This window comes from Amycolatopsis sp. A1MSW2902 (assembly GCF_017312175.1).
GTDB classification, from domain to species: domain Bacteria; phylum Actinomycetota; class Actinomycetes; order Mycobacteriales; family Pseudonocardiaceae; genus Amycolatopsis; species Amycolatopsis nivea.
This window is the reverse complement of the sequence record NZ_QJPO01000002.1, coordinates 64,287-84,197: the sequence shown is the minus strand read 5'-3', so window position 1 is coordinate 84,197 and position 19,911 is coordinate 64,287. Positions and strand designations below refer to the sequence as shown.

21 protein-coding genes and 2 pseudogenes are annotated in these 19,911 nt (G+C 70.4%); 9 read left to right on the top strand and 14 right to left on the bottom strand.

From position 1 onward, the window contains the following. From DMP23_RS43170 to DMP23_RS43120, 11 genes and pseudogenes are all read right to left on the bottom strand, one after another. Nucleotides 1–419: pseudogene (locus DMP23_RS43170) on the bottom strand (tyrosine-type recombinase/integrase); the annotation flags it as partial. A gap of 133 nt (nt 420–552) precedes the next feature. After that, on the bottom strand, nt 553–987 hold the full coding sequence (locus DMP23_RS43165; protein WP_337824601.1) for a hypothetical protein: 435 nt from the start codon (nt 985–987) through the stop codon (nt 553–555). Then, nucleotides 977–2,101, bottom strand: coding sequence for a hypothetical protein (locus DMP23_RS43160; RefSeq protein ID WP_337824600.1), 1,125 nt, complete (start codon nt 2,099–2,101; stop codon nt 977–979). Before DMP23_RS43160 ends, DMP23_RS43165 begins: the two co-directional genes overlap by 11 nt. Nucleotides 2,102–2,191: 90 nt before the next feature. Further along, nucleotides 2,192–2,323, bottom strand: coding sequence for a hypothetical protein (locus DMP23_RS43155; protein ID WP_337824599.1), 132 nt, complete (start codon nt 2,321–2,323; stop codon nt 2,192–2,194). Beyond that, entirely contained in the window at nt 2,320–3,252 is a 933-nt protein-coding gene (locus tag DMP23_RS43150; RefSeq protein ID WP_337824603.1) for a tyrosine-type recombinase/integrase, read from the bottom strand. The genes DMP23_RS43155 and DMP23_RS43150 overlap by 4 nt, the downstream gene beginning before the upstream one ends. Nucleotides 3,253–3,640: 388 nt before the next feature. After that, nucleotides 3,641–5,887, bottom strand: coding sequence for a Tn3 family transposase (locus DMP23_RS43145; RefSeq protein ID WP_443111371.1), 2,247 nt, complete (start codon nt 5,885–5,887; stop codon nt 3,641–3,643). Between the two features lie 343 nt (nt 5,888–6,230). Then, nucleotides 6,231–6,623 (bottom strand): annotated as a pseudogene (locus DMP23_RS43140) (DUF4158 domain-containing protein); the annotation flags it as partial. A gap of 50 nt (nt 6,624–6,673) precedes the next feature. After that, on the bottom strand, nt 6,674–6,979 hold the full coding sequence (locus DMP23_RS43135) for a hypothetical protein (protein ID WP_337824597.1): 306 nt from the start codon (nt 6,977–6,979) through the stop codon (nt 6,674–6,676). A gap of 201 nt (nt 6,980–7,180) precedes the next feature. Continuing rightward, complete coding sequence (locus DMP23_RS43130) at nt 7,181–8,194, bottom strand: hypothetical protein (protein ID WP_337824596.1); 1,014 nt, start codon at nt 8,192–8,194, stop codon at nt 7,181–7,183. 251 nt (nt 8,195–8,445) lie between these two features. Next, nucleotides 8,446–8,769, bottom strand: a complete 324-nt coding sequence (locus DMP23_RS43125; RefSeq protein WP_337824595.1) for a helix-turn-helix domain-containing protein — start codon at nt 8,767–8,769, stop codon at nt 8,446–8,448. After that, the gene (locus DMP23_RS43120) at nt 8,766–9,827 is read right to left on the bottom strand and encodes a tyrosine-type recombinase/integrase (RefSeq protein WP_337824594.1); all 1,062 of its coding nucleotides are present in this window, start codon (nt 9,825–9,827) and stop codon (nt 8,766–8,768) included. The genes DMP23_RS43125 and DMP23_RS43120 overlap by 4 nt, the downstream gene beginning before the upstream one ends. Nucleotides 9,828–10,059: 232 nt before the next feature. Here DMP23_RS43120 and DMP23_RS43115 point away from each other — a divergent pair, with 232 nt between their 5' ends. From DMP23_RS43115 to DMP23_RS43095, 5 genes are read left to right on the top strand one after another with little or no spacing between them, the layout of a single operon-like run. Continuing rightward, nucleotides 10,060–10,353 (top strand): hypothetical protein, encoded by a 294-nt coding sequence (locus DMP23_RS43115; protein WP_337824593.1) that lies wholly within the window; start codon nt 10,060–10,062, stop codon nt 10,351–10,353. 3 nt (nt 10,354–10,356) lie between these two features. Then, a complete protein-coding gene (locus DMP23_RS43110) occupies nt 10,357–10,752 on the top strand; it encodes a hypothetical protein (protein ID WP_337824592.1) in 396 nt (131 codons plus the stop codon). Nucleotides 10,753–10,754: 2 nt separating this feature from the next. Then, nucleotides 10,755–11,477, top strand: a complete 723-nt coding sequence (locus DMP23_RS43105; RefSeq protein ID WP_337824591.1) for a hypothetical protein — start codon at nt 10,755–10,757, stop codon at nt 11,475–11,477. Beyond that, nucleotides 11,474–12,439, top strand: a complete 966-nt coding sequence (locus DMP23_RS43100; protein WP_337824590.1) for a recombinase family protein — start codon at nt 11,474–11,476, stop codon at nt 12,437–12,439. The genes DMP23_RS43105 and DMP23_RS43100 overlap by 4 nt, the downstream gene beginning before the upstream one ends. A 10-nt stretch (nt 12,440–12,449) precedes the next feature. Then, nucleotides 12,450–12,770, top strand: coding sequence for a hypothetical protein (locus tag DMP23_RS43095; RefSeq protein ID WP_337824589.1), 321 nt, complete (start codon nt 12,450–12,452; stop codon nt 12,768–12,770). 592 nt (nt 12,771–13,362) lie between these two features. Here the strand turns inward: DMP23_RS43095 and DMP23_RS43090 are convergent. After that, nucleotides 13,363–13,533, bottom strand: a complete 171-nt coding sequence (locus DMP23_RS43090; RefSeq protein ID WP_337824588.1) for a hypothetical protein — start codon at nt 13,531–13,533, stop codon at nt 13,363–13,365. Nucleotides 13,534–13,868: 335 nt separating this feature from the next. Here DMP23_RS43090 and DMP23_RS43085 point away from each other — a divergent pair, with 335 nt between their 5' ends. Next, nucleotides 13,869–14,393, top strand: a complete 525-nt coding sequence (locus tag DMP23_RS43085) for a hypothetical protein (RefSeq protein ID WP_337824547.1) — start codon at nt 13,869–13,871, stop codon at nt 14,391–14,393. Between the two features lie 7 nt (nt 14,394–14,400). On the opposite strand, the gene DMP23_RS43080 is transcribed toward DMP23_RS43085, so the two are convergent. Further along, on the bottom strand, nt 14,401–14,706 hold the full coding sequence (locus DMP23_RS43080) for a Tn3 family transposase (RefSeq protein WP_337824587.1): 306 nt from the start codon (nt 14,704–14,706) through the stop codon (nt 14,401–14,403). 45 nt (nt 14,707–14,751) lie between these two features. On the opposite strand from DMP23_RS43080, the gene DMP23_RS43075 reads away from it, so the two are divergent. The 3 genes from DMP23_RS43075 to DMP23_RS43065 are packed head-to-tail and all read left to right on the top strand — an operon-like array spanning nt 14,752 to nt 18,927. Next, nucleotides 14,752–15,726, top strand: a complete 975-nt coding sequence (locus DMP23_RS43075; RefSeq protein WP_337824586.1) for a TauD/TfdA family dioxygenase — start codon at nt 14,752–14,754, stop codon at nt 15,724–15,726. A 52-nt stretch (nt 15,727–15,778) separates the two neighbouring features. Then, complete coding sequence (locus DMP23_RS43070) at nt 15,779–17,968, top strand: amino acid--tRNA ligase-related protein (protein WP_337824585.1); 2,190 nt, start codon at nt 15,779–15,781, stop codon at nt 17,966–17,968. Beyond that, complete coding sequence (locus DMP23_RS43065) at nt 17,965–18,927, top strand: phosphotransferase (RefSeq protein ID WP_337824584.1); 963 nt, start codon at nt 17,965–17,967, stop codon at nt 18,925–18,927. Before DMP23_RS43070 ends, DMP23_RS43065 begins: the two co-directional genes overlap by 4 nt. Here the strand turns inward: DMP23_RS43065 and DMP23_RS43060 are convergent. Beyond that, nucleotides 18,920–19,864: a phosphotransferase gene (locus DMP23_RS43060; protein WP_337824583.1), complete on the bottom strand. Its 945-nt coding sequence runs from the start codon at nt 19,862–19,864 to the stop codon at nt 18,920–18,922. The genes DMP23_RS43065 and DMP23_RS43060 overlap by 8 nt on opposite strands. Nucleotides 19,865–19,911 lie beyond the last annotated feature (47 nt).

Genomic DNA, 19,911 nt, shown 5'->3' with positions numbered 1-19,911 from the left:
AGCCGGTCGAGCGCGGCTTGGCCGTCGTCGACTGCGGCCTGCTCGTCCTCGGTCAGCGGCACGTTGGCGAGCATGCGCTGGAGGTTCTCCTTGGCTTCGAGCAGCTGGCCCTTGCTCGAGTTCTTCGGGGTGTAGAAGTCGCAGCGGGCGCAGGCCATGCGGTGCGGGCACTGCTCGAAGAAAGTGTAGGTGCAGAAGCCGTGGCCGAGGTCGTAGTACTGCCAGGGCTGGCCGTTCGCGGCCTCGCCGGAGGTGACGGCGTCGCGGTCGACCAGGACTTCGATGGTGCGGACGTTGCGGGAGAAGTATCCGGCGTCCTGATAGGCCTTGCTGAGGGTCTTCGGGGTGATCTTGGCGTAGTGCTGCGTCGACGAGGGGTCGAGGTGTCCGAGCCATTCCTGCAACTCGAACAGCGTCATCGGTTCTTTGGCGTTGTAGAGCTGGGTTGCGATCGTGGACCGGGCGCGGTGCGGTGGCTGGTGATGTTGCCGCGGAGGTCGGCGGTCGGGACGCCGGCCTTGCGGCAGAGCATCGGGATGATGGTGTCGTTGATTACTGCTTCGAGACTCGCCGGGCTCGGTAGGCGAACAGGAAATGGACGTAGTCGTTGGTCTTGGAATCGAGGATGGGCGGTTGCTCAGGGCGGACGGCTTGCCATGCCTCGATCGCTTTGCCCACAAGGGGATCGACGGGCTTGGTGAACATGGTCCCGGTCTTGTGAGTCGGAACTTCCAGCAGGCAGACGGCGTCTTGGGCGAGGACGTCGTCGGAGTCGCTGGGGATCGGGATTCCCTCGTGCTGCCAACGGATGCAGCCGATCCGGAACCGGGCGATCTCGTCACTGCGTTGACCGGCGAACAGCCAGGCCAGGGTGATCGCGCGGATCAGTTCGACAGGGTATGTGCGGTTGTCTGAGGTCGGCAGGTCGGTCGGATCGAGGTTCAAGCCCGCCCAGAGCAGCTTGGCCCAGATGTCGTCAGCGATCACGCGCGGGTCCGGGCCCAGGAGCGCGAGGACGCTGCGGGGTGTCCTCAGCGCCAGCGCAGGGTCGAACCGCCGCGGGATCCATTCCCATTCGTGCAGGTCGCGGAAGAAAGTCCTGGTCGCGGCAAGATATCCGGACTTGGTCTCGGCGGAGAAAGGGCTGCCCTTGCCTGCCGCCGAGGCCCTTGTTCCACTGGTTGTAGTCACCGATCCGCATCCGGTCGAGCGCTGCGACCCAGCACGCGCAGGTCTGCCTCGTCCAGTGTGCGGGTTCGGTGATATCGGGATGCTCGGCAGCCAGCCAACGACCGATTTTCGCAAGCACGCGGCGATAGCTCGTGCGGATCTTCGGCGTCAACGTGGAAGTCGCGTACCACCGTTCGACCGATGCTTGCCAAGTGCCCGCCACTCCTTCCATCTCCGCGAGGCCGCCGTGTTGCGGCGGGCTCGGCGGATCGACGTGGCCCAGCGCGGCAGCAGCTCGATGGATTCCGTGGAGCACTTTGCCCAGGTAGCCCGCGGTCGTGCACGCGGTGTCCAGGATGTCTCCGGACAGGTCGCGCAGCAGAGGGCTGCGGTTCAGCAGCAGGACGTGGCAGGTCGCAGCGGTCAGTTTCTCGGGGCGGCTCCGGTATCCCCAGTCGCTGAGCTGCCCGCAGACCTGCCCGACGGCTTCGTCGACCGGATCCGGGCCGAACACCCGCTGGGCGAGGCCGGGCCGGTGGAATCGGCCGATCCGATCGAAAGCGGTGAAGCCGGCGAGCAGGTAGGCGTAGGCGATGATGAACGGGCGTGCGTTGGGACCGATCTGCCCGCCCCACGAGCGCCTGAACTCAGCGCCTTCGACCTGGATCAGGTCGATCCAGTCCTGCGTCGACCATGCCCAGAAGGTTCGGTGTAGCTCGCCGGACCGGAGCAGCAGCAACCCGGCTGCGTCCCGCGCGTGCCTGCGGCGGTCCGCTTCCCCGCGGAGCCGGTGCAGAGCGTCCTGCGCGTCCGCGAGGGGGCGGACCAGCCGGGCGACCGGCCGAAGGACCGGGGCGTGGCCGACCAAGCCGCAGCGGCGAATCTCGTCGATGTCAAGCGCGCGAAGGGCGGCGAGTTCGGCATCGCGCAAAGGACGGCAATCGTAGGCGGGCTGCATCGATAGGCCACGACCACGTCAGGGCGGAGCCCGGACGATCCGAAGCGCCGGCAGGCTCGCTGCTCATCGCTCGAGTTCCTTCGCCTCGCCGGGCGGGAGAGCCGCGAGCTTGTCCAGCCGCCAGGAGTGGATGTGCTTCATCCCGGCGTTGAGCTTCTTGGCCAGGTCACGACCTGACAGATGGATGTAGATCATGGTCGTTTCCGGGTTGGCGTGTCCGGCCAGCGCGGCGATGGCATGCAGTTCCAGCCCATCCGTGCGAGGTCGGTCAGGCACAGGTGTCGCGTGGTGTGCGTGGAGAACCGGGGGACGTCGGCCGCGAGCGCGATCCTGCGCACGATCTTCGACCAGCTCCAGATCGACAGCGGCTGTCCGAAGTTGCGGCGGGACTCCGACAGGAACAAGGGGCCGCGGGCCCGGGTGATGGATGAACGCCAGGCCAGGTAAAGCGACAACAGCACGCCCGTCGACGCCGAATACGGCACGATCCGTTCCTTCCGGGACTTGGTTGTCTCGGCGCGGATCCGCAGCGTGCGGTGGGCGGGGTCGATGTCATCGGTGCGCAGGGAACACAGCTCTTCGCGGCGCAAGGCGGCGTCGTAGGCCAGGGCCAGCATCAGCCGGTTGCGGATCGGCTCGCCGAGCGCGGCCTCCAGCAGCCGCAGCCACTCGTCCTCGGTCGGGATCCACGGCAGCTTCTTGACCCGCGACACCAGGCCGCGTTCGTGACCAGCGAGCTTGCGGCGCGGGGTGTAACGGCCCCGGCCGACGGGGTTGGACTCGCGCACACCGTCTTCGATGAGGAAGTCGTAGTACAGCCGCACCGGCACGAGCCGCTGCTGGATCGTGGCGTTGGACAGACCGGCACCGGAGTCCAGGACCACGACGTTCGCGCCGCGGCGGCTCGGCCGCTCCGTGAGCTCCCGGACGTAGGCGGCGACGTGCGCACGTTTCGCGGACGCCGGGTCAACGGCGGCCCGCTCGCACATCGTCAGATATTCGGTCAGTCCGCGGGCGTACGCGTCGATGGTCCGCGGGGCCCGCCCGAGGTCCGACCAGACCTGCAGCCACTCAGCCGCCTGCTCATGCCGAAGCAGGATGGGCCATTTCTCCGCCAGGACCACAGTCCCCAACGGACCTCCTCAGCTCGCGGAACCGGACGGCGAAGATCATCGCCGACCCTCTGATTCCACGTAACTGATAGCAGAACGAGCTGGGATACCCGCCATTCGACGTCGTCGATCAGCACCTCGAAGCAGAGGTCTTCCCCGCAGCCGGGTTCGCGGGGCCGAGCTGGTCGCCGACCACGCGGGGGCTGGCGGCCCCGCGCAGCGGGCACACGGACTCCTCCCGGCGTGACGTAGCCGCCGCCGTCGCAGCGCAGGTACAGCACCGGTTCCGGCGACGGCCGGCGCACGATCTCGGCCAGCATTCCCGCGGTGAGCCGGATTTCCCGCCGCGCCCGCGCCCGCGCAGACCCGTCGTCGGGGCCGCTCGCGCCCGGATCCGTTGTCACAGCACGGATTCCACGGCAGGTGCAACATTCTCGGCCGGTGCGGCGGGGGCGGTGCCGTCGAGGTCGAGGCGGGTGTCCATGTTCAGCCGGAACCGGCCGTAGGGGTTGACGTGAGTCCAGAACAGCGGGGTCAGGGCCCGGCGTTCGTCGGGGCCGACGCTGTCGTGGAAGCGCGGAACTTCGAGAACCGCTTGCAGCAGCAGGGTGTTGATGTGCACGAGCGCGGACTGCAGCAGGTGCAGCGCGAGCATGGAGACCTCGGCGTGCTCGCGGTCGGGGCCGGTGAGGTCTCCGTCCTTGCCGTAGAAGATGACGGTGTTGCCGGAGTTCCAGTTCTCCACCACCTGCAGCCCGCCGTGGATCTCCCGGCGCAGCTCCGGGGAGGCGAGGTAGTCGCAGGCGAAGATCGTGCGCACCGCCCGCCCGAGTTCCTCCAGCGCTTGGTAGGTGGGGTGTTTCGGGCCGCCGCGGGTGAAACGCCGCAGGATCGACTCCGATTCCGCCGTGCCGAGGCGGAGCGCGGTGGCGTACTTGACCATCTGATCGTACTGCTGGGCGATCAGCTCCCACCGGATCGGCCGCATCAGCACCTGCCCGAGCGAAGCGTAGGCGCCGGCGTCGTCGGGCCGGTAGAGGCGGATCGAGCCGATGTTCTTCAGCCGGGGCAGCAGCCGGAACCCGAGCAGTTCGGTGAAGGCGAACCCGACGACGCTGGCGCCGTGGGTGTCGACGTAGTTGGCCTCGATCTCCGCGTCGGTGCAGTGCCGCAGCAGGCCCTCGATCATCGCCGCCACCTCGGAGCTGTAACAGCTCTTGAGCTGGGAGTAGATGCACACGTTGCGCCGCTCGACGTGCCAGTAGATCATCACGCCCGGCCCGCCGTAGCGGTTGTGCCACTCGGTCATCAGGTTCGACTCCCACGACCCGAACTTCTTCGAATCCGACGCGCACGCGGTCGCGGTGCCCCACCAGTGCGGGTCGCGGGCCTCGAAGGTGGCGTTGACCAGCTTCGCGATCGCGCGGCGCAGGTTGTCGCGGGTGATGAAGTGCCGGCGCACGTGCCGCAGCGCAGCCTCGGTCTCGCCGTGCTCGCCGGTGTCCACGATCGCCTTGATCCCCATGTTCGTGCCCAGCGCGAACAAGCACAGCAGCAGCCGCCGGCGCAGCGTGTCCCGGTCGAGGTTCTCCCTCGATGCGACCGAGGTGAACTCGGCGGTGAAGTCGGCCAGGAAATCGGAGTCCTTCAGGACGTCCAGCAGGTCCAGAGTGCCCCAGCGGCGCACCACCTCGTCCTTGATCGCCTGCAATCGCGCGGGTTCGGGCAGCGGTTCCAGCTTCGGCACGGTGATCCACGGCTCGCCGCGGCGGCGGGTGATCCGCACCCCGCCCGCCGAACCGCCGGCCAGCGCCGTGTCCAGCCCGGTCAGGGCGTCGCGCATCCGCTGCTGCAGCCCGGCGATGAACGCGGTCGGGTCGGTCGGCTGCCGCAGCGCCGCGTAATGCACTTCCCGGGAGGCCTCGAAATCGCCGGGCAGGTCGTCCTCGGGATTGCGCCACCGGTTCGCGCCCGCCACCCAGATCTCCCGGCGGCGCACCGCGTCGCGCAGCGCGACCAGCACGCACAGCTCGTACGGGATCCGCTCGATCCGGCCGCGGTCGTCGACCACCGCCTCCCGCCACGCCTTCGGGACCACGCCCTCGACCGGCACCGGGGTGCCCTCGGCGTAGAAGCGGGTCTTCCCGTCCACGCTCGCGTGGCGGTCCAGCAGCTCGAGCGCGGCCATCACCGGCCGGTAGGCGGTGTTGTTGCACCGGAAATCCAGCGCAGCCAGCAACGTCGGCAGCATCCGCCGGTAGTGATTCGAGTACGACGAGCGCAGCACCGTGCGCACCCGCGCCTGGAACACCACCTCGTTCGCGCGGGCCTCCCGCACCAGCTCCCGCAGCGTTTTCTCGCCCACCACCGGATACAGCGCGGTGCGGACCTTCGCGTCCGGATGCGCCACCGCCGCCTCCGCGAGCCGGAAAAGGATGCCTTCCTTGCCCCGTACCCGCCGCAGGTCCGCGGTCAGCTCCCGCTCCACCCGTTTGTCCGCGCGCGTGTTCACCTTCAGGATCAGCGCGATCAGCAGGTCCACCAACGCGTCGGTGATCTCCGAGGCCCGCAGCCAGCACAACGCCGCCAGCAGCGTCCACCGCACCGCAGGCGACGCCTCCCGCAGGTCCGAGGGATACGACCGCATCGCCCGCGACCGCCACGACTCCACCAGCTTCTCCGAGGTGTCCGCGAACAGCCCCGCCGGCGCCCGATCGCCCGATCGCGGTGAGTTTCCCGATCTCCCGCAGCAGCGTCTCCAGCCCCACCTGCCCCGGATCGGCCTTCAGCTCCGAGGGCAGCCCCCGCGAGCCCGGCTCGATCTCGTCCGCGACCAGCGCCTCCAGCCGCGCGACGCAGCCGTCGCCCAGCCGCGCGGCCACGCGTTCGCAGAACTGCTTCTCGAACGACGACCGCGCCGAGCCGACGATCCGCTCCACCCGGCCCGGCGGCTCCAGGCGTCCGCTGCGGCACCGGACCAGCAGCGCCTCGCGCAGCTGCTCGTCCCGCAACTCCACCGGGCACACCTCGGCCGCCAGCCACCCCGCCAGCTTGTCCTCGTCGTCCCGGGAGAACTCCCGGAACCCGAACGCCGCCCGCACCTGCGCCCGGTGGTACTCGATCGTCCGGCCCGTGAACGAGTACTCCGCGAAACCTGCCGGGTCGACCTTCACCTGCTCGGCCAGATACGCCACCGCCGCCGCAGGCACCTCCGACGCCGAGCGCGGGAACCGCGCCTCGATCTCGAAGAACTTCAACAGCACAACGAACCCCAGCCGGGTCGCGCCCGACTTGTTGCCCACCAGCTTCCAGTCCTCGCCGACCAAAGTCCACGACCCGACCAGATCCTCCGACGACCACTCACGGCGCACGAACGCAACCATAGAGCCAACACTGATCGGACCAGCAGTTAATCCCTGTAACGCCGCCCGGGTCAGCGCCCTCGCGGGACCGGCCACTCGGACGGCGGCGGCAGCCTGCGGCCGCGCAGCATCCGGGCCTCCTCCGCGCACTCGCAGTCGAAGCAGACCAGCACACGCCTCGCCCCGGCCGCGTTCGAGCCCGTCATCCGGTCTTCCCCCTCCTCGTCCAGCGTCCTGCCGCACCGCGGACACACCACCGCGGCGCGCGGCTCCTCCAAGTCGTAGCCGATCACCTCGGAAACATCAGCCAGAAACCCCGGATCACCATCGGCCAGCTCCACCAGGTGCTCCTCGAACTCGTTGCGCGGTCCAGGCACGCCACCCAGTGAACCCCCACCGCCGACGCGCCGGTATCCCCTGACCAGGCACTCCACCCTTACTTTGCGGCTCGGGCCAGCTAATAGAGTCCGAATTCCCCGGTGAGTTCAGCGCGAGTGAACGCGCTTCGTCGGGAACTGACGGCCTCGCCGCCGCCGAAGCGGGGAATCCCGGTGGGTTCGTGGCTGTGAGCGTAGCGGTTACTGCTGTTCGGTGCCGCGCTCGAGCTGGTTGTCAAGCAGATGCTCGGCGAGCACGGTGTATCGGCTGGCGGTGGCGTGGGACAAGTTGAAAACTAGCGCCAGGTGCAGCGGATCCGCACCGGAGGCCAGTGCTTCGTGAAGGATCCGGTCGCTGCGGATGCGGTCGATGGTGAACCCGTGTTGGCTCAGACGGTTGGTGAGATGGACGTGGCTGACGGGCTCGGTGCCGAGTGCGGTCCGACCGGCGATCAGCACGTGCCGGTTCGGGGTGCGCGGCCAGGTGGTGCGGCGATGATCGAGCCATGCCTGCAGCGCTTTGTGGGTCAGCTCGTCGAGCCGGCGTCGGTGTCCGCCGATGGTGATCCGTCGGTTCGGGATGTCGAGGTCGTCGAGTGTGAGTCGCCTGATCGCGCCGGTTCGGGCGGCGTGGATGGCGGCCAGGGCGATGATCAGCCGTTGCGCTGGATCGTCGGCGAGCTTCTCGACGGCGCGGATCTCGGTGTCGGTCATCGACTGCAGGCTCAAGTCGACGCGGCTGGCCTTAAGCCGGGTCGTGGGATTGGTGAAGACGAGGCCGCGCTTCTTGGCGTAGAGAAACAGAGACCGTAGCGCAGGGACCGCGGTGCGCCGCTGGTGGCCGCGCAGCGGGTCCAGTACCTCGTTGACGTCGGCGACGGTCACTTCGCGGAGGTGGTCGTACTTCGTTGCCCAGCGGTTGAGGGTCGGCCGGAGGGCGCCGAAGTACCGGTAGACGGTCGGCTGTGATCGGCTCCGGGTCCGGGCGTCTCCCTCCAACAGGACCAGCAGCCAGGCCCGGACCGGGGCAGCGAAGCCGGCCGGCAGCTCGCCGACACAGCGCTCGATCCATCGCCGGATCGCGGGTGTGGTGTCGTCCTGGAGGAGATCGAGCTTGGCGAGGGCCTCGGCGATCCGGCGGGAGTTGCGCAGCCGACGTTCGCGGATCTCGGTCACGAGGACTCTGTCGTCGACGGGCCGGCCGTCGAGCAGCACGACTAGGCCGTCCAGAACCTGCCGTGTTGTCGAGCGGTCCCAGCCGTGGGCGGCACCGAGTTGCTCGGCCTGGACCGCAGCGGCCCGCACCACCGAATCGCTCGATCTCAGTGCCGGATGCTGCCACCGCGACGGCGTCGGGACGCCGTCCTTGCGGCGGTAGTACGACGCCAACCCTCGGCATCTGTTGTCGCAGTAAGCACGATCCCGGCGACTCCCAGCAGGAAGCGGCGTTCCACAGTGGACACATTTCACCGCGGCGGAAGGGATCTCCCAGCGCGGCGACGCGGCGTGACGGCACGAGCCTCGCCCACCACGGCGGTGGTCTCGTCCGTGGTGGCATCTGGCTGCGACACCTTGCCCGGCTCGGGCAGCAGCAGTTCCTCCACCCCGCAGCCAAGCACCGCGCACATGACGTCCAGCTCGTCGAGCTTGACGACGTTCGGCGTGCCCGACCACAGCCCGGACATCTTGCCTGCGCTGATCACCAGGCCTCGGTCGGCGAGCATCCGCTGGAACTCGCTGGCCTTCCAGATGCCGCGATTAGCTGCGGCCAGGCGCAGATTCCACTTCATCGTGCAAGTCCCTTCCATCGGTCGGCGGCGCGTTGCTGCCCGGTGATCCATGCGTCTTCGACGTGACTGCCGTGAACGTGGATGTACCGGGCCGTGGTGCCGGTCCAGGCGTGACCGAGCAGCTCCTGGATGGCGAACAGGCTCATGCCCCCGAGATAGAGCTGGCTGGCGCAAAAGTGCCTCAGGACATGGGGCGTGAGCTTCCCCGCCCAGGTCGGCAGGTGTGCGGCGGTGGCCGCGGTCAGCGCTCGCCGGAACACATCGGCGGTCGCTCGTGAGCAGGAGCCGTCCTGGTTCTTGCGTTCGGAGGGGAACAACGGGGCGCCCTGACGCGTGTGATCGTCGCCGAACTGGCCCCAGATGTCCTCGATGAACCAGTGCAGATTGCGGTCCGCACCGTTGATCAACGGCACGAGGCGTGGTTTCGGGCCTTTGCGGCGCGAGCCTTTGCCGTGCCGGACGTTGAGCTTGCCGTACCGGCCCAGCTCCCACCGGACGTCGTCCAGGTCGAGCATCCGGGCCTCGTTGATCCGCACGCCCACATCGGCCGCGAGGCGAGCGACCGCGTAGTTGCGGGCCATCGGCGAGAACTTGCGGCAGGTGACCAATTCCTGGCGCCATCCGGAGAACAGCTGCTCGATCTCGGCCTCGGTGGGCGGGATCCGCAACTGCGGCTCGACCGACTGGCGAGGCCGGTTCATCTCGTCGAGCGGACACTCGACAACCCGGCCGGTGAGGTTGTGCAGTTCGACCTTGTGGCGCAATTCGAGGTACTCGAAGTACACCGCCAGCGCCCCGGCGCGGCCGGTCCGCGTCGACGGCCTCGCGTCGCGCAGTTCTTTGCCGAAGTAGACATCGGCGTCCGGAGGCTGCATTTCCCACAGCGGACGGCCGAACCAGTCCCTGATCAGCTCCAGGTGGTTGGTGTCGTTGCGGATCGTGCTGTCCACCAACCCGGCTGACGCACGTGCCAGCACGAACCCGGCCAGCACGTCCGTCTCGAAGTCGGCGAGGTCCTCCGGAGTTTCCGGCGCACGCAGATCACGTAGGTCACGCACCACAGCCAGTGCCAACCCACACCCCTCGCCTTCATCCTCAGTGAAGATCACTCATTGAAGAGGCGATCATGTCACTCTGGATGACACAGATTCAATTGGGGTCGAGAACAGCCGACCATGCCCACAAGCCCTGGTCCAGGCACGATCAATGCAGCCGACAGCGCTGACCGAACTCACGAACCCATCGACTGTTGCGCTGCCCTTTAGCGGACTCATGTGGGAGGTGGGTGCGATGTCGATCGCGACGACGCCCGGCGGGCAGCCGATCGTCTGCGACGGATGCGGGGCTCCGGTCGAAACGGTCACCGCCGCGATGCGGCATCCGGTGCCGCACGAGGTCGCGCACGCGGTGTACGGCAAGGACAACCGCGACGGGGACCTGGTCTACATCGTGTGCGCGCCGCTGCCCGGCGGCAGCCAGCCGTGCCTGGACCTGGCGCTGCTCGCCGACGAACGCTACGAACGGGTCCGCTGCCGCGTGCCGGGCTGCGACGGCACGCGGTGCCGCGACGCCGGGGCGGTGTGAACCGTGCCGCGCCTGATGTCGGTCGCCTTCACCGAAGACGCTGTGCGCGCCCGCACGAAGACCGTCACCCGCCGAACCGGGTGGGCGTATCTGCGCTCTGGTGAGCGGATCACGCTGTGCCGCAAGGTGATGGGCCGGAAAACGGGCGTGCCGCTGGTGCGGATCGTCGACGTCGAAGTCGTGGACGTTCGCCGCGAACCCCTCCGGGACATCACCGCCGAAGACGTCGCCCGCGAAGGCTTCCCCGAGCTGACCCCGGCCGAATCTGTCGACCGGTTTTTCGTTCAGGCGCAAGGAATCGCGCCGGACACGGTCGTGACCCGGATCCAGTGGCGCTACCTCGACGGGGACGCCGCCCAGCTGGCGTTCGACCTGGTGTCGGCTGCGGAAGGACGCTGACGATGGGGCGGCAACCGCAGCCCGGCACCGTGCAGGTGCGGCGGCACCTGCTGGCAATCCTCGCCGACGTCGACGAGTCGATGTCGACGCCCGACGTGCTGGTGGCCATCTCCCGCCGCGCGGGCTGCAACGTTCCGGAGTCGGCACCGGTCTGCCGGTTCGCCGGCGACCCGCGCGGGTCGTGCCTGGCCTGGTGCTGGCACCAGCCGGTGTACCCGCAGCTGCGCGCGATGGCGAAACTCGGCCTGGTGCAACGCATCCGGATCCCTGACCACCGATGCGTGTACTGGCAGCGCGTCGACAACGAGACCGACGAGGCGATGAACGAGCTTTTCGACCAGAACACTGCGGAAGTGGCCGGGACCGGCCCGGCCGGCGACAGCGACCAGGTGCGGGCGTTGTACCGCGAACGCGCGCACCTGGTCGCGGCGCTCGTGCGGGCGGCGGTGCTCGACGTCGGGCGGGACGCGGTGATCGCGTACAACGACCCGGACGAGCCCCGCCTGCCGGTGCTCTATGCCGACACCGACGCCGGGCAGATCAGCTGGCACATCAACCCCGAGGACCTTCCGCTGTTCGCCGCGGTGCCGGTCGTCGACCCTGGCGACCCGCGCGCCCGATGGGACGGCCACGACAAACAGACCGCGCTCACGCGCCTGCGCACCCTGGCCGCAGGGCAATCGCGCGGCCCCAGGGCCGTTCCCGGGCAGTTCGGGCGACGGTGACCCGCTACGGCTACGCGCGGGTGTCCGCCCGCGAGCAGAACCCGGAAAGCCAGTTCGACGCGCTGACCCAGGCAGGCGTCGCGCCGGAGAACGTCGTCATCGAGAAGATCTCCGGAGAGCTCGTCTCCCGCCCCAAGCTCGACAAGCTGCTCGCGACGCTCCAGGCCGGCGACCAGGTGACGGTGACCCGGCTGCGACGCATCGGCCGCAACCACCAGCACCTGCGCGGCCTGTCCAAGTGGTTCGAAGAGCACGAGGTCGACTTCCAGGTCCTGGAGCAGGGCATCGACACCTCCACCCCGATCGGCCGGTCGTACTTCCGGTTCATGGCCGCGCTGGACGAGTTCGACCGGGAAGCCGTCGTGGAAGGCACCCTCGAAGGGCTGGCCTCCGCGCGGGCGCGCGGTCGGGTCGGCGGCCGCCCGGCCAAGCTGACCCAGCGCCAGCTCAACGAGGCCCAGCGCCAGCTCAACGAGGCCCAGCGGATGTACGACGCGGGCAACTACACCGCCGAGGAGATCGCCGGGATGTTCGGCGTCGCCCGCTCCACCCTCTACAAGCAGCTCTCCGCGCACCAGGACGGCCGGGACTGCGCGCTGGTCGTCTACCGCAACACCCGGCCCGGCAAGGTCGACCCGGACACCAACCGCCCCTACGGCGAAACCGCCGCCGGCGAGGAAGTGCAGCTGGAGGCCGACCGCAAGTGGTTCCCGATCGCCCCGGCCCGCCGGCCGCGGCTCAAGGCGATCGTCTACGTCGTCAACGGCGTCGTCGCCCGCGTCCGCGGCGTGGACCCGGACCTGGATAAGTGGGGTGAGGATCATCGCGGTTACGCCGACGTCCCCGTCACCAAGCCACTGACCGAGCTGCAGATCGCCGAGCGGCTGCCGACCCTCGGCCTGACGCTCGGCGACCCGCGCCCGCACGTCAAGGGCAAGATCCGCGAATACGTTGCGTTGTAAGGAAGCCGCGATGAGCGCACCGAAACTGACTCCCGCGCAGGTCGCGCTCCTGCGTGCCGTCGCCGAGGGCAGGATCGAGAACCGGGGCGGCGCGATGTACTACGGCAGCATCGACGGCCGCGGTTACGGTCGGCTCGTCGAACGCGTTCGCCGGCTGGACCAGCTCGGGCTGATCGACCCGTACGGCGTGGCGATGAAGCACGGTCGGCCGAAGAAACCCGAGGAACGGTTCGCCGACTACCACGTCGTCACCCTCACTTCAGCCGGTGAGCAGGCCCTCCGGGCCGGAACTGTCGCGGTCGCCGACGGCCCGGGCGGTGGTGAGCGGTGAAATTCGCGGCGCGGGAGAGCGTGCTGGCGGTGCAGTATCCGACAGAACCGGACGAGGTGCGCGAGGTAGAGATCCGCGGCCTTGCCCGCTCGCTCGGGCTGAAGCCGCACGTGCCGTTCGACTACACCCGATTCTCCGGCGGCCGCAACCTGCCGGACCGGGAAATCCTGCTCGGAGAAGGAAAAGACGCGACCCGGGTCCCGCGCGGACACTGGTTCGTCGTCCACCCTCGGTCGGGAAAACCACTGTTCGAGGTGCTGTCCGACGTCGATTTCCGGGCCGCGTTCGCCGGGCCGGACCGCGACGCGGACAGCGCCCGGGTGCTCGCCGACGCTGTCGCGGCCGAAGCGCACTACCACCTCGGCCGCCAGACCGAACTCCGCTACCTCGACGCCAACGACCACGCCAGCGGGATGTGGGCGCACCCGGGGATGCAGGCGGTGATCGCCGGAATTCGCGAGCAGCTGCGCGAGCGGGACGCCGAGATGTGGGAACTGGTCGACCCCGGCGAGCAGGAACGGTGGGACCGCAACCGCGCCGTGCTTCCGGTCGCCGTGCGAGTCCGGCCGGAGCTGAGCCGGCACGGCGGCACTCACGGCCAGGCCCGCCACGCGGCCCCGGACACGGACACGCGCGGAAGCCGTCCCCACCGCGGCGGCCGAGCCTTGTGCGAGTCGGCGTCCCGTCCGGCCCCGATGCCGCTCGGACCGGTGACCGTCGCGCCGCCGGACTGCCCGCGCTGCATGACCCACCTGCGCCGCATCGCCGAACGCCACGGCCTCACGCTCGAAGAACCGCCGGCTCCGCCGCCGCCTCGCACCGACGAGTCCGACAAGGTCGGTCCGGAGACACCCGCGGTCGCGGCGGACCTCGCCGATCTCGGAGAGGGCTGGCAGCTGGTCCAGTACACCGACTCCGACCGATGGTGGCTGCTCCAACACGACCGCATCCGCGGCTACATCCACCGCTACACCAACATGTCCGGCAACAAGACCGGCTGGGAAGACCCCGTGCAGACCTGGAGCCAGGGGCGGGTCGCGGATTCCCCCGCAACGGCGGATCATCACCGGACATGGACAGCGCGCCGACCGCCCCGCGATGACCGCCGGGATGCTCGACCCGTTCCAGCGGCACCTGCTCGCGTGGCTGGAGGACAACGCCGCCCCGTACCGCGCGGCGGGCGCGCGGCGTGGCTGGCGTTATCCGACTCAGTTCGACCTGCTGCTAGACGAGGGCCGCTGGTTCGCCCCGCCCACACACGGCGACGCCGACCCCAATGCCGCGCAAATCTGCTACGCCGCGTCCACCCGCCTCGCCCGCCGCCGGGGCCTGGCCTACGTCGAGGGCTACGCGCTGGCCGAAGTGGGCGAGAGTCTCCAGGTGATGGAGCACGCGTGGTGCTCCACCACCGAGGGTGTCGCGGTCGACCCGGCCTGGGGAGCCGGTGGCGGGAAGGCCTATCTCGGGATCGCGATCACCGAGGCGTTCCGGGCTTTGGTGACGCGCCGGGCCCGCTGTGCGGCCGCGATCCACGCCTGCGAAGCCGACCGCTTCCGCCTGCTCGAGCATGGCCTGCCGCCGGACGCGGTGCTGGACCTCGGAATCCCCGCCGTGTCGCGGTGACGGCGGGTCAGTCGAGGTCGTCGTCTTCGTCGGCGTCGTCCAGGACGGTGTCGGGGTCGCTCAGCGGGCGCAGGCCGTCGGCGAGGTCGGCGGGCAGCAGGAACGTGTACTTGCCGAGCAGGTTGATGTGGCGGTGGCGGAACGGGGAGAGCCGGGCGGCGTCCTCGTCGCGGACCTCGGCACCGTCGGCGCGCAGCTTCCCGAGCACGGCATCGAGGTAGCGGGTGTTGAACAGCACCACCGCGTTGAGCACCAGGCCCAGGGCGCCGACCTCGGGCTGGTCCGCGATCTGAGGATCACCGGGATGGCCCACCGGATGTGAGCCCAGAGTGTCGGTGCGGGTGCTTATCGTGGTCTGGTGTCGCACAACGTGCTCGACGTGGACGAGATTGTCGACCTGACCGGCGGGGACGCCGCGCGGATCCGCACCGCGGCGCTGCTGGCCGTCGCCGAACCCGGCGATGGCGCCGCCGAGCTGGCGGAGCGTGCGGCCGGGCTGGTGACAGCGTTGCCGCCCGGCCTGGTGCGGGCGCTGCACCGCTATGCGGGCCACGGGTCGACGCACAACACGCTGCTGGTGCGCGACCTGCTGCCCGACCTCGCCGGTCTGCCGCCGTCGCCGGGAACGACGACCCCGCCCGCGCTCGGTCCGGTGGTGGACGCCGCCGGGCTGACACTGCTCGGGGTGTTGTCGCTGCTGGGCGAGCCGTTCACGTTCGCCTCGCTCTACGAAGGGAGGCTGGTCCAGCACGTCACGCCGGTGCGAGGCCGGGAGGACGCGCAGACCAGCGAGGGCAGCGACACGGTGCTGGCCTGGCACGTGGAGGACGCCTTCACCAAGCAGCGGTGCGACTTTTTCGGGCTGCTGTGCCTGCGCGGCCAGCCTGCCGCACGCACTCTGGTCGCGTCGGTGCGGTCGCTGGATCTGCCGGGCGAGGTCGAGCGGGTACTGCGCGAGCCGCGGTTCGTCATCGAACCCGACATCGCCCACGGCGCCGACCTCACTCCGGACCTGCCGGCCGTCGCGGTGCTGTCCGGACCGCCGGGCGATCCGGAAATCTGCTTCGACGCGGTCTACCAGCGGCCTGCGGACCCGGCCGCCGCGGCCGCGGCGGCCGCGTTGAAGGTTCTGGCGGAGGAGGTCGATGCCGCGGCGGTGGCGCACGTGCTCGAACCGGGCGAGCTGCTGATCGCGGACAACCGGCGGGTCGTGCACGGGCGCACGGTGTTCCGGCCCCGCTACGACGGCACCGACCGGTGGCTGCTGCGCACGATGGTCTGCGCCTCGAAGCGGGCGCACCGCCGCCGCGGCGCGTCCCGCGCCCTGTACTGAGAACTCGTTCCGCACAACCCGTCCGGTCGCCCTCTCGTGGAAGGTCGTGTCGTTGTCCAACGCCCCCGCTGCCGCCGTCGAATCCGTTGCCGCGCAAGGACTCCGTCCTCGGGCCGCGTGGTCGGCCGATGAGTACAGCCCGCTGGCCGAGGTGGTCGTCGGCACCGCCGCCGGCGCCCGCGTCCCCGCGCTCGAGGACCGGTCGGCGTGGCTGAACCTCTACCCGGATCTGGCGGCGGACGAGCTGGGCGGGATCGCCACCGGCGTCTTCCCGGCGCGGGTGCTCGCCGAGGCGGAGGAGGATCTCGACGCGCTGGCGGACATCCTGACCGGGCTCGGGGTCGAGGTGCATCGGCCGGCATCGGTGGCGCACGAGGCGGAGTTCGCGACGCCGCACTGGCGCAGCCGCGGTTTCTACTCCTACTGCCCGCGGGATCTGGCGCTGGTGGTCGGGTCGGCGATCATCCAGGCGCCGGGCCCGATGCGGGCGCGGATGTTCGAACTGGCCGGGCTGCGCGACCTGTTCCAGGAGCGGATGCTGGCCGGGTCGGCGTGGATCGCCGCCCCGGTCCCGCAGTTGCGCGACGAGCTGTACCCGCTCGACGACACCGGCCGGCCGGTGCTGGGGGAGATCGAGCCGGTGTTCGACGCCGCGAACGTGCTGCGCGCCGGGCGGGACCTCTACTACCTCGTGTCCGGGTCGGGCAACGAACTCGGCGCCCGCTGGCTGCAGACGACTCTGTCGGCGCTCGGGGACTACCGGGTGCACCCGATCCGCGGTGTCTACCCGCACACCCACATCGACTCGACGATCAGCCTGATCCGCGAGGGCCTGGTGCTGCTCAACCCCGCCCGGATCACCGACCCCGCGGTGCTGCCCGAGCCGCTGGCGTCGTGGGAGCACCTGTGGTGCCCGCCGATGACCGCCACTCCCGTCACCGGGGTGAACCCGCCGCTGTCGTCGGAGTGGATCGGGATGAACCTGCTGATGGTCCGTCCCGACCTCGCGATCGTGGACGCTGCGCAGGACCGGCTGATCGCGGCGCTCGAGCGCCGCGGGGTCGACGTCGTGCCGCACACGCTGCGGCACGCGCGGGCACTGGGCGGCGGGTTCCACTGCGTCACCCTCGACCTCCGCCGCGAACCGCCCGCCGGCCCCGATGCCCCATCGAGCAGGGAGAGCCTGATGACCGACCGCACCGGCCACGACCGTCCGGACGCCCGCCCTGCGGGGCCGCTCGCGGCACGCTACGGCCAGCTGCGCACCGACCCGGCAGCGAGGGAGAAGCTGGTGGCCCGGTCGCGGGTGGTGGACGTGCTGCGCCGGTCGCTGCACGATTCCGGGCACGTGGAGGTGGACACGCCGCTGCTGCAGCGCAGCCGGCCCGCTCCCGGGCGCTCGTTCCGAACCGAGACGCAGTCGCTGGACCCGCACATCTACTTGCGCTCGTCGCCGCTGCACCTGCGGGCGATGCTGACCACCGGCTTCGATCGCGTCTGCGAGATCGGCCGTTCGTTCCGCGACGAACCGGTCGACCCGACGCACAGCCCGGAGTACAGCCTGGTCGAGCTGTACCAGGCGGGCGCGGACTGCACGAGCTTGCGGGACACCGCCCGCGACCTGATCATCGCGGCGGCCCGCGCGGCGACCGGCGGCACCGAGATCCGCACCCGGGATGGCGCGGCCGTCGACCTCGGCGCACCGTGGGCGGTCGTGCCGTTCTACACCGCCCTGGGCACGGCGCTGGACCGTCCGGTCGGCCCCGGCACCCCGGCCGCCGAGCTGGCCCGGCTCGCCCGGCACCACCGGGTCTCCGTCCGGGCGAGCGCGGGGGCCGAGGAGATCGCCCTGGAGCTCTACGACCGTCTCGTGGAGGCCGCCACCGCGACACCGACCTTCTACGTCGACTTCCCGGCCGGGCCGTCCCCGCTCGCGGCGGCCTGCGACCACGACCCGCGGCTGGCGCAGAAATGGGACCTGGTCATCGGCGGCCGGGAGATCGCCACCGCCTACACCGAACTCGCCGACATTGCGGAACTGCGCCGCCGCCTCGCCCCGGACGGCGACCGGATCCTGTCCTCGGAAGCCGCGACGATGGACGACGAGTGGCTGGAGGTGTTCGCCGGGACCATGCCGGAGGCCGGAGGGCTGTGCATCGGCCTCGAGCGGCTCCTGCTCACCCTGACCGGCGCGACCGCGCTGCGCGAGGTGATCCCGTTCGCACTGCCGGAGACCTCGTGACCGCGGCGGCCGGACCGGCTGCCCGGGTCCACGCCGATCTCACGGCGCTGCTCGAGCGCGTCGCCGACGCCTACGCGCTGGGGGACGTGACGGGCTGGGAGGTGTTGACCACCGGCTACGAGGACTGCAACGTCGACCTCGCCACGACACGAGCCCGTGTCGTGGCGAAGGTGTTCGCCGCCGGCCGCGACGCCGGGATCGCCGCGCGCACCGCCGAACTCATCGCCGCCGCCCAGGCCGCCGGCGTCCGTCATCCCCGGCTGCACCGCGATCGCCACGGCCGACTGGTGCATTCCTGCCTCGGGCATCAGGTGCTGGTGATGGACTTCGTGCCCGGCCGCACCCTCTACGATCTCGACCGCGCGCCGACCCCGGGCGAGCTGGCCGGGATCGTGGAACAGGCGGCGAAGATCCACACCGTCGACGCGCACCCGGAGCGCGTGTTCGATCCGTGGGCCGTCACCAACCTCGCGCCGCTGGCCGGGCAGCTGCGCGACGTGCTCGACGCCGAGCAGTCCCGCCTCGTCGGCCAGGCCCTCGCCGGGATCGCCGGCGTCGACCGGGACGCGCTGCCTGAGGCGCTGATCCACGCCGACCTGACCAAGGGCAACGTGCTGCTCGGCGACGACGGCGCAGTAACTGTGCTGGACTTCGCCGTGGCCAACCGTTTCCCGCGGGTGCAGGAGCTCGCCGTGATCGCGGCCAACCTCACTCACGGTGCACCCGCGCCGCTGCCGGTGCGCGCGGAAACGATCGCCGAGCTGTACTCGGCCGCCGCCGCTGTTCCGCTGACACCGGCCGAGCGGGTTGCGCTGCGGGTGTTCACCCGCGCCGCCGCGGCGATGGAACTGCTCGGCGCCCTCGCCGAATGGCACCACCGCGGCAACCACAGCCCGGAGACGGAATACCTGATCGGGCTCGGGCTGGCCGGGCTGCGCGACTACACCGGCGTCAGCTGATCCGGGCCCGCAGCCAGTTCAGCGCGGCGGTGCCCTTCTCGTGCTGGTGCGCCCGCAGCGTCGGCAGGTTCGCCGGCGCCGGGAGCAGCGACTGGCACAGGAAGTCACCGGCCACCGCGGCGAGCACCGCGTTCACCCCGTCCGGATCCGCGCCGCGCGCCGGCCGGAACGACCTCCACGCCTGCTCGGGGTCGATGCTGCTGCTCGCGGCCACCGACGGGAGGAACAGCAGCGCGTCGATCCAACGGGCTGCTGCAACGGCATAAGGCCAGTCCACCACCATGACAGCGTCGGCGGTGAGCAACAGGTTGTCCGCCCGCAGGTCCGCGTGCACGAGAGTGTCGCCATCGGCGGCCGCGGCCCAGCCGGACTCCAGCTCGACCAGCCGCTCCAGGTTCGCCCGCGCCCACGGATCCAGCTGCCCGAGCAGCACCGGGTCGGCGGCGATCGTGTGCCAGGACCGGAAATTCTCCGCCAGATCGTCCACAATGGACATCGCGGCGATCGGGGCCGGGGTGAGCGTGTCGGAGAGCTGTTCCAGCGCGGCAAGCACCCGCCCGAACTCCGCAGGGTTCCACGGCTGGCCGGGCATGGCACCGTCGACGTCGTCGAGGACGAGCATCACCCAGTCGCCGTCGTCGTAGCTCCACCGCAGCCGCGGCGCCGGCGCCGACTCCGGCAGCGCGGCCATCACTTCAATCTCGCGCCGGTACAAGCCCGGGGAGCGCGGGTTGCGGGCGGTGTTGATCGCCTTGGCGAACACCCGTCGCCCGTCGTCGAGCACGAGCCGCGAGGCCAGGCCCGGCGAGAACCCGCCGACCTGCGTGAGGTCGCTCGCGACCGCGGCGCCCAGCGCGGACTCCGCCGCCGCGCGTACGGTCTCGGGCAGGTCGATCCAGCGCAGCCTCGTCGGCGCCATCGCCGCCACGTCTGCCACCGGGGCACCTCCTGTAGCGGTTGTCGGGGTCATCGTCTCTCGCCGCC

Excerpts from the sequence above, each read along its gene's own strand:
- DMP23_RS43085 (WP_337824547.1), top strand. The coding sequence starts at position 13,869 with ATGACCGCCGGGATGCTCGACCCGTTCCAGCGGCACCTGCTCGCGTGG.
- DMP23_RS43145 (WP_443111371.1), bottom strand. The coding sequence starts at position 5,887 with ATGCGGTCGTATCCCTCGGACCTGCGGGAGGCGTCGCCTGCGGTGCGG.
- DMP23_RS43090 (WP_337824588.1), bottom strand. The coding sequence starts at position 13,533 with ATGCGGCGCAGGTGGGTCATGCAGCGCGGGCAGTCCGGCGGCGCGACG.
- DMP23_RS43155 (WP_337824599.1), bottom strand. The coding sequence starts at position 2,323 with ATGATCTACATCCATCTGTCAGGTCGTGACCTGGCCAAGAAGCTCAAC.
- DMP23_RS43115 (WP_337824593.1), top strand. The coding sequence starts at position 10,060 with ATGTCGATCGCGACGACGCCCGGCGGGCAGCCGATCGTCTGCGACGGA.
- DMP23_RS43095 (WP_337824589.1), top strand. The coding sequence starts at position 12,450 with ATGAGCGCACCGAAACTGACTCCCGCGCAGGTCGCGCTCCTGCGTGCC.
- DMP23_RS43105 (WP_337824591.1), top strand. The coding sequence starts at position 10,755 with ATGGGGCGGCAACCGCAGCCCGGCACCGTGCAGGTGCGGCGGCACCTG.
- DMP23_RS43125 (WP_337824595.1), bottom strand. The coding sequence starts at position 8,769 with ATGAAGTGGAATCTGCGCCTGGCCGCAGCTAATCGCGGCATCTGGAAG.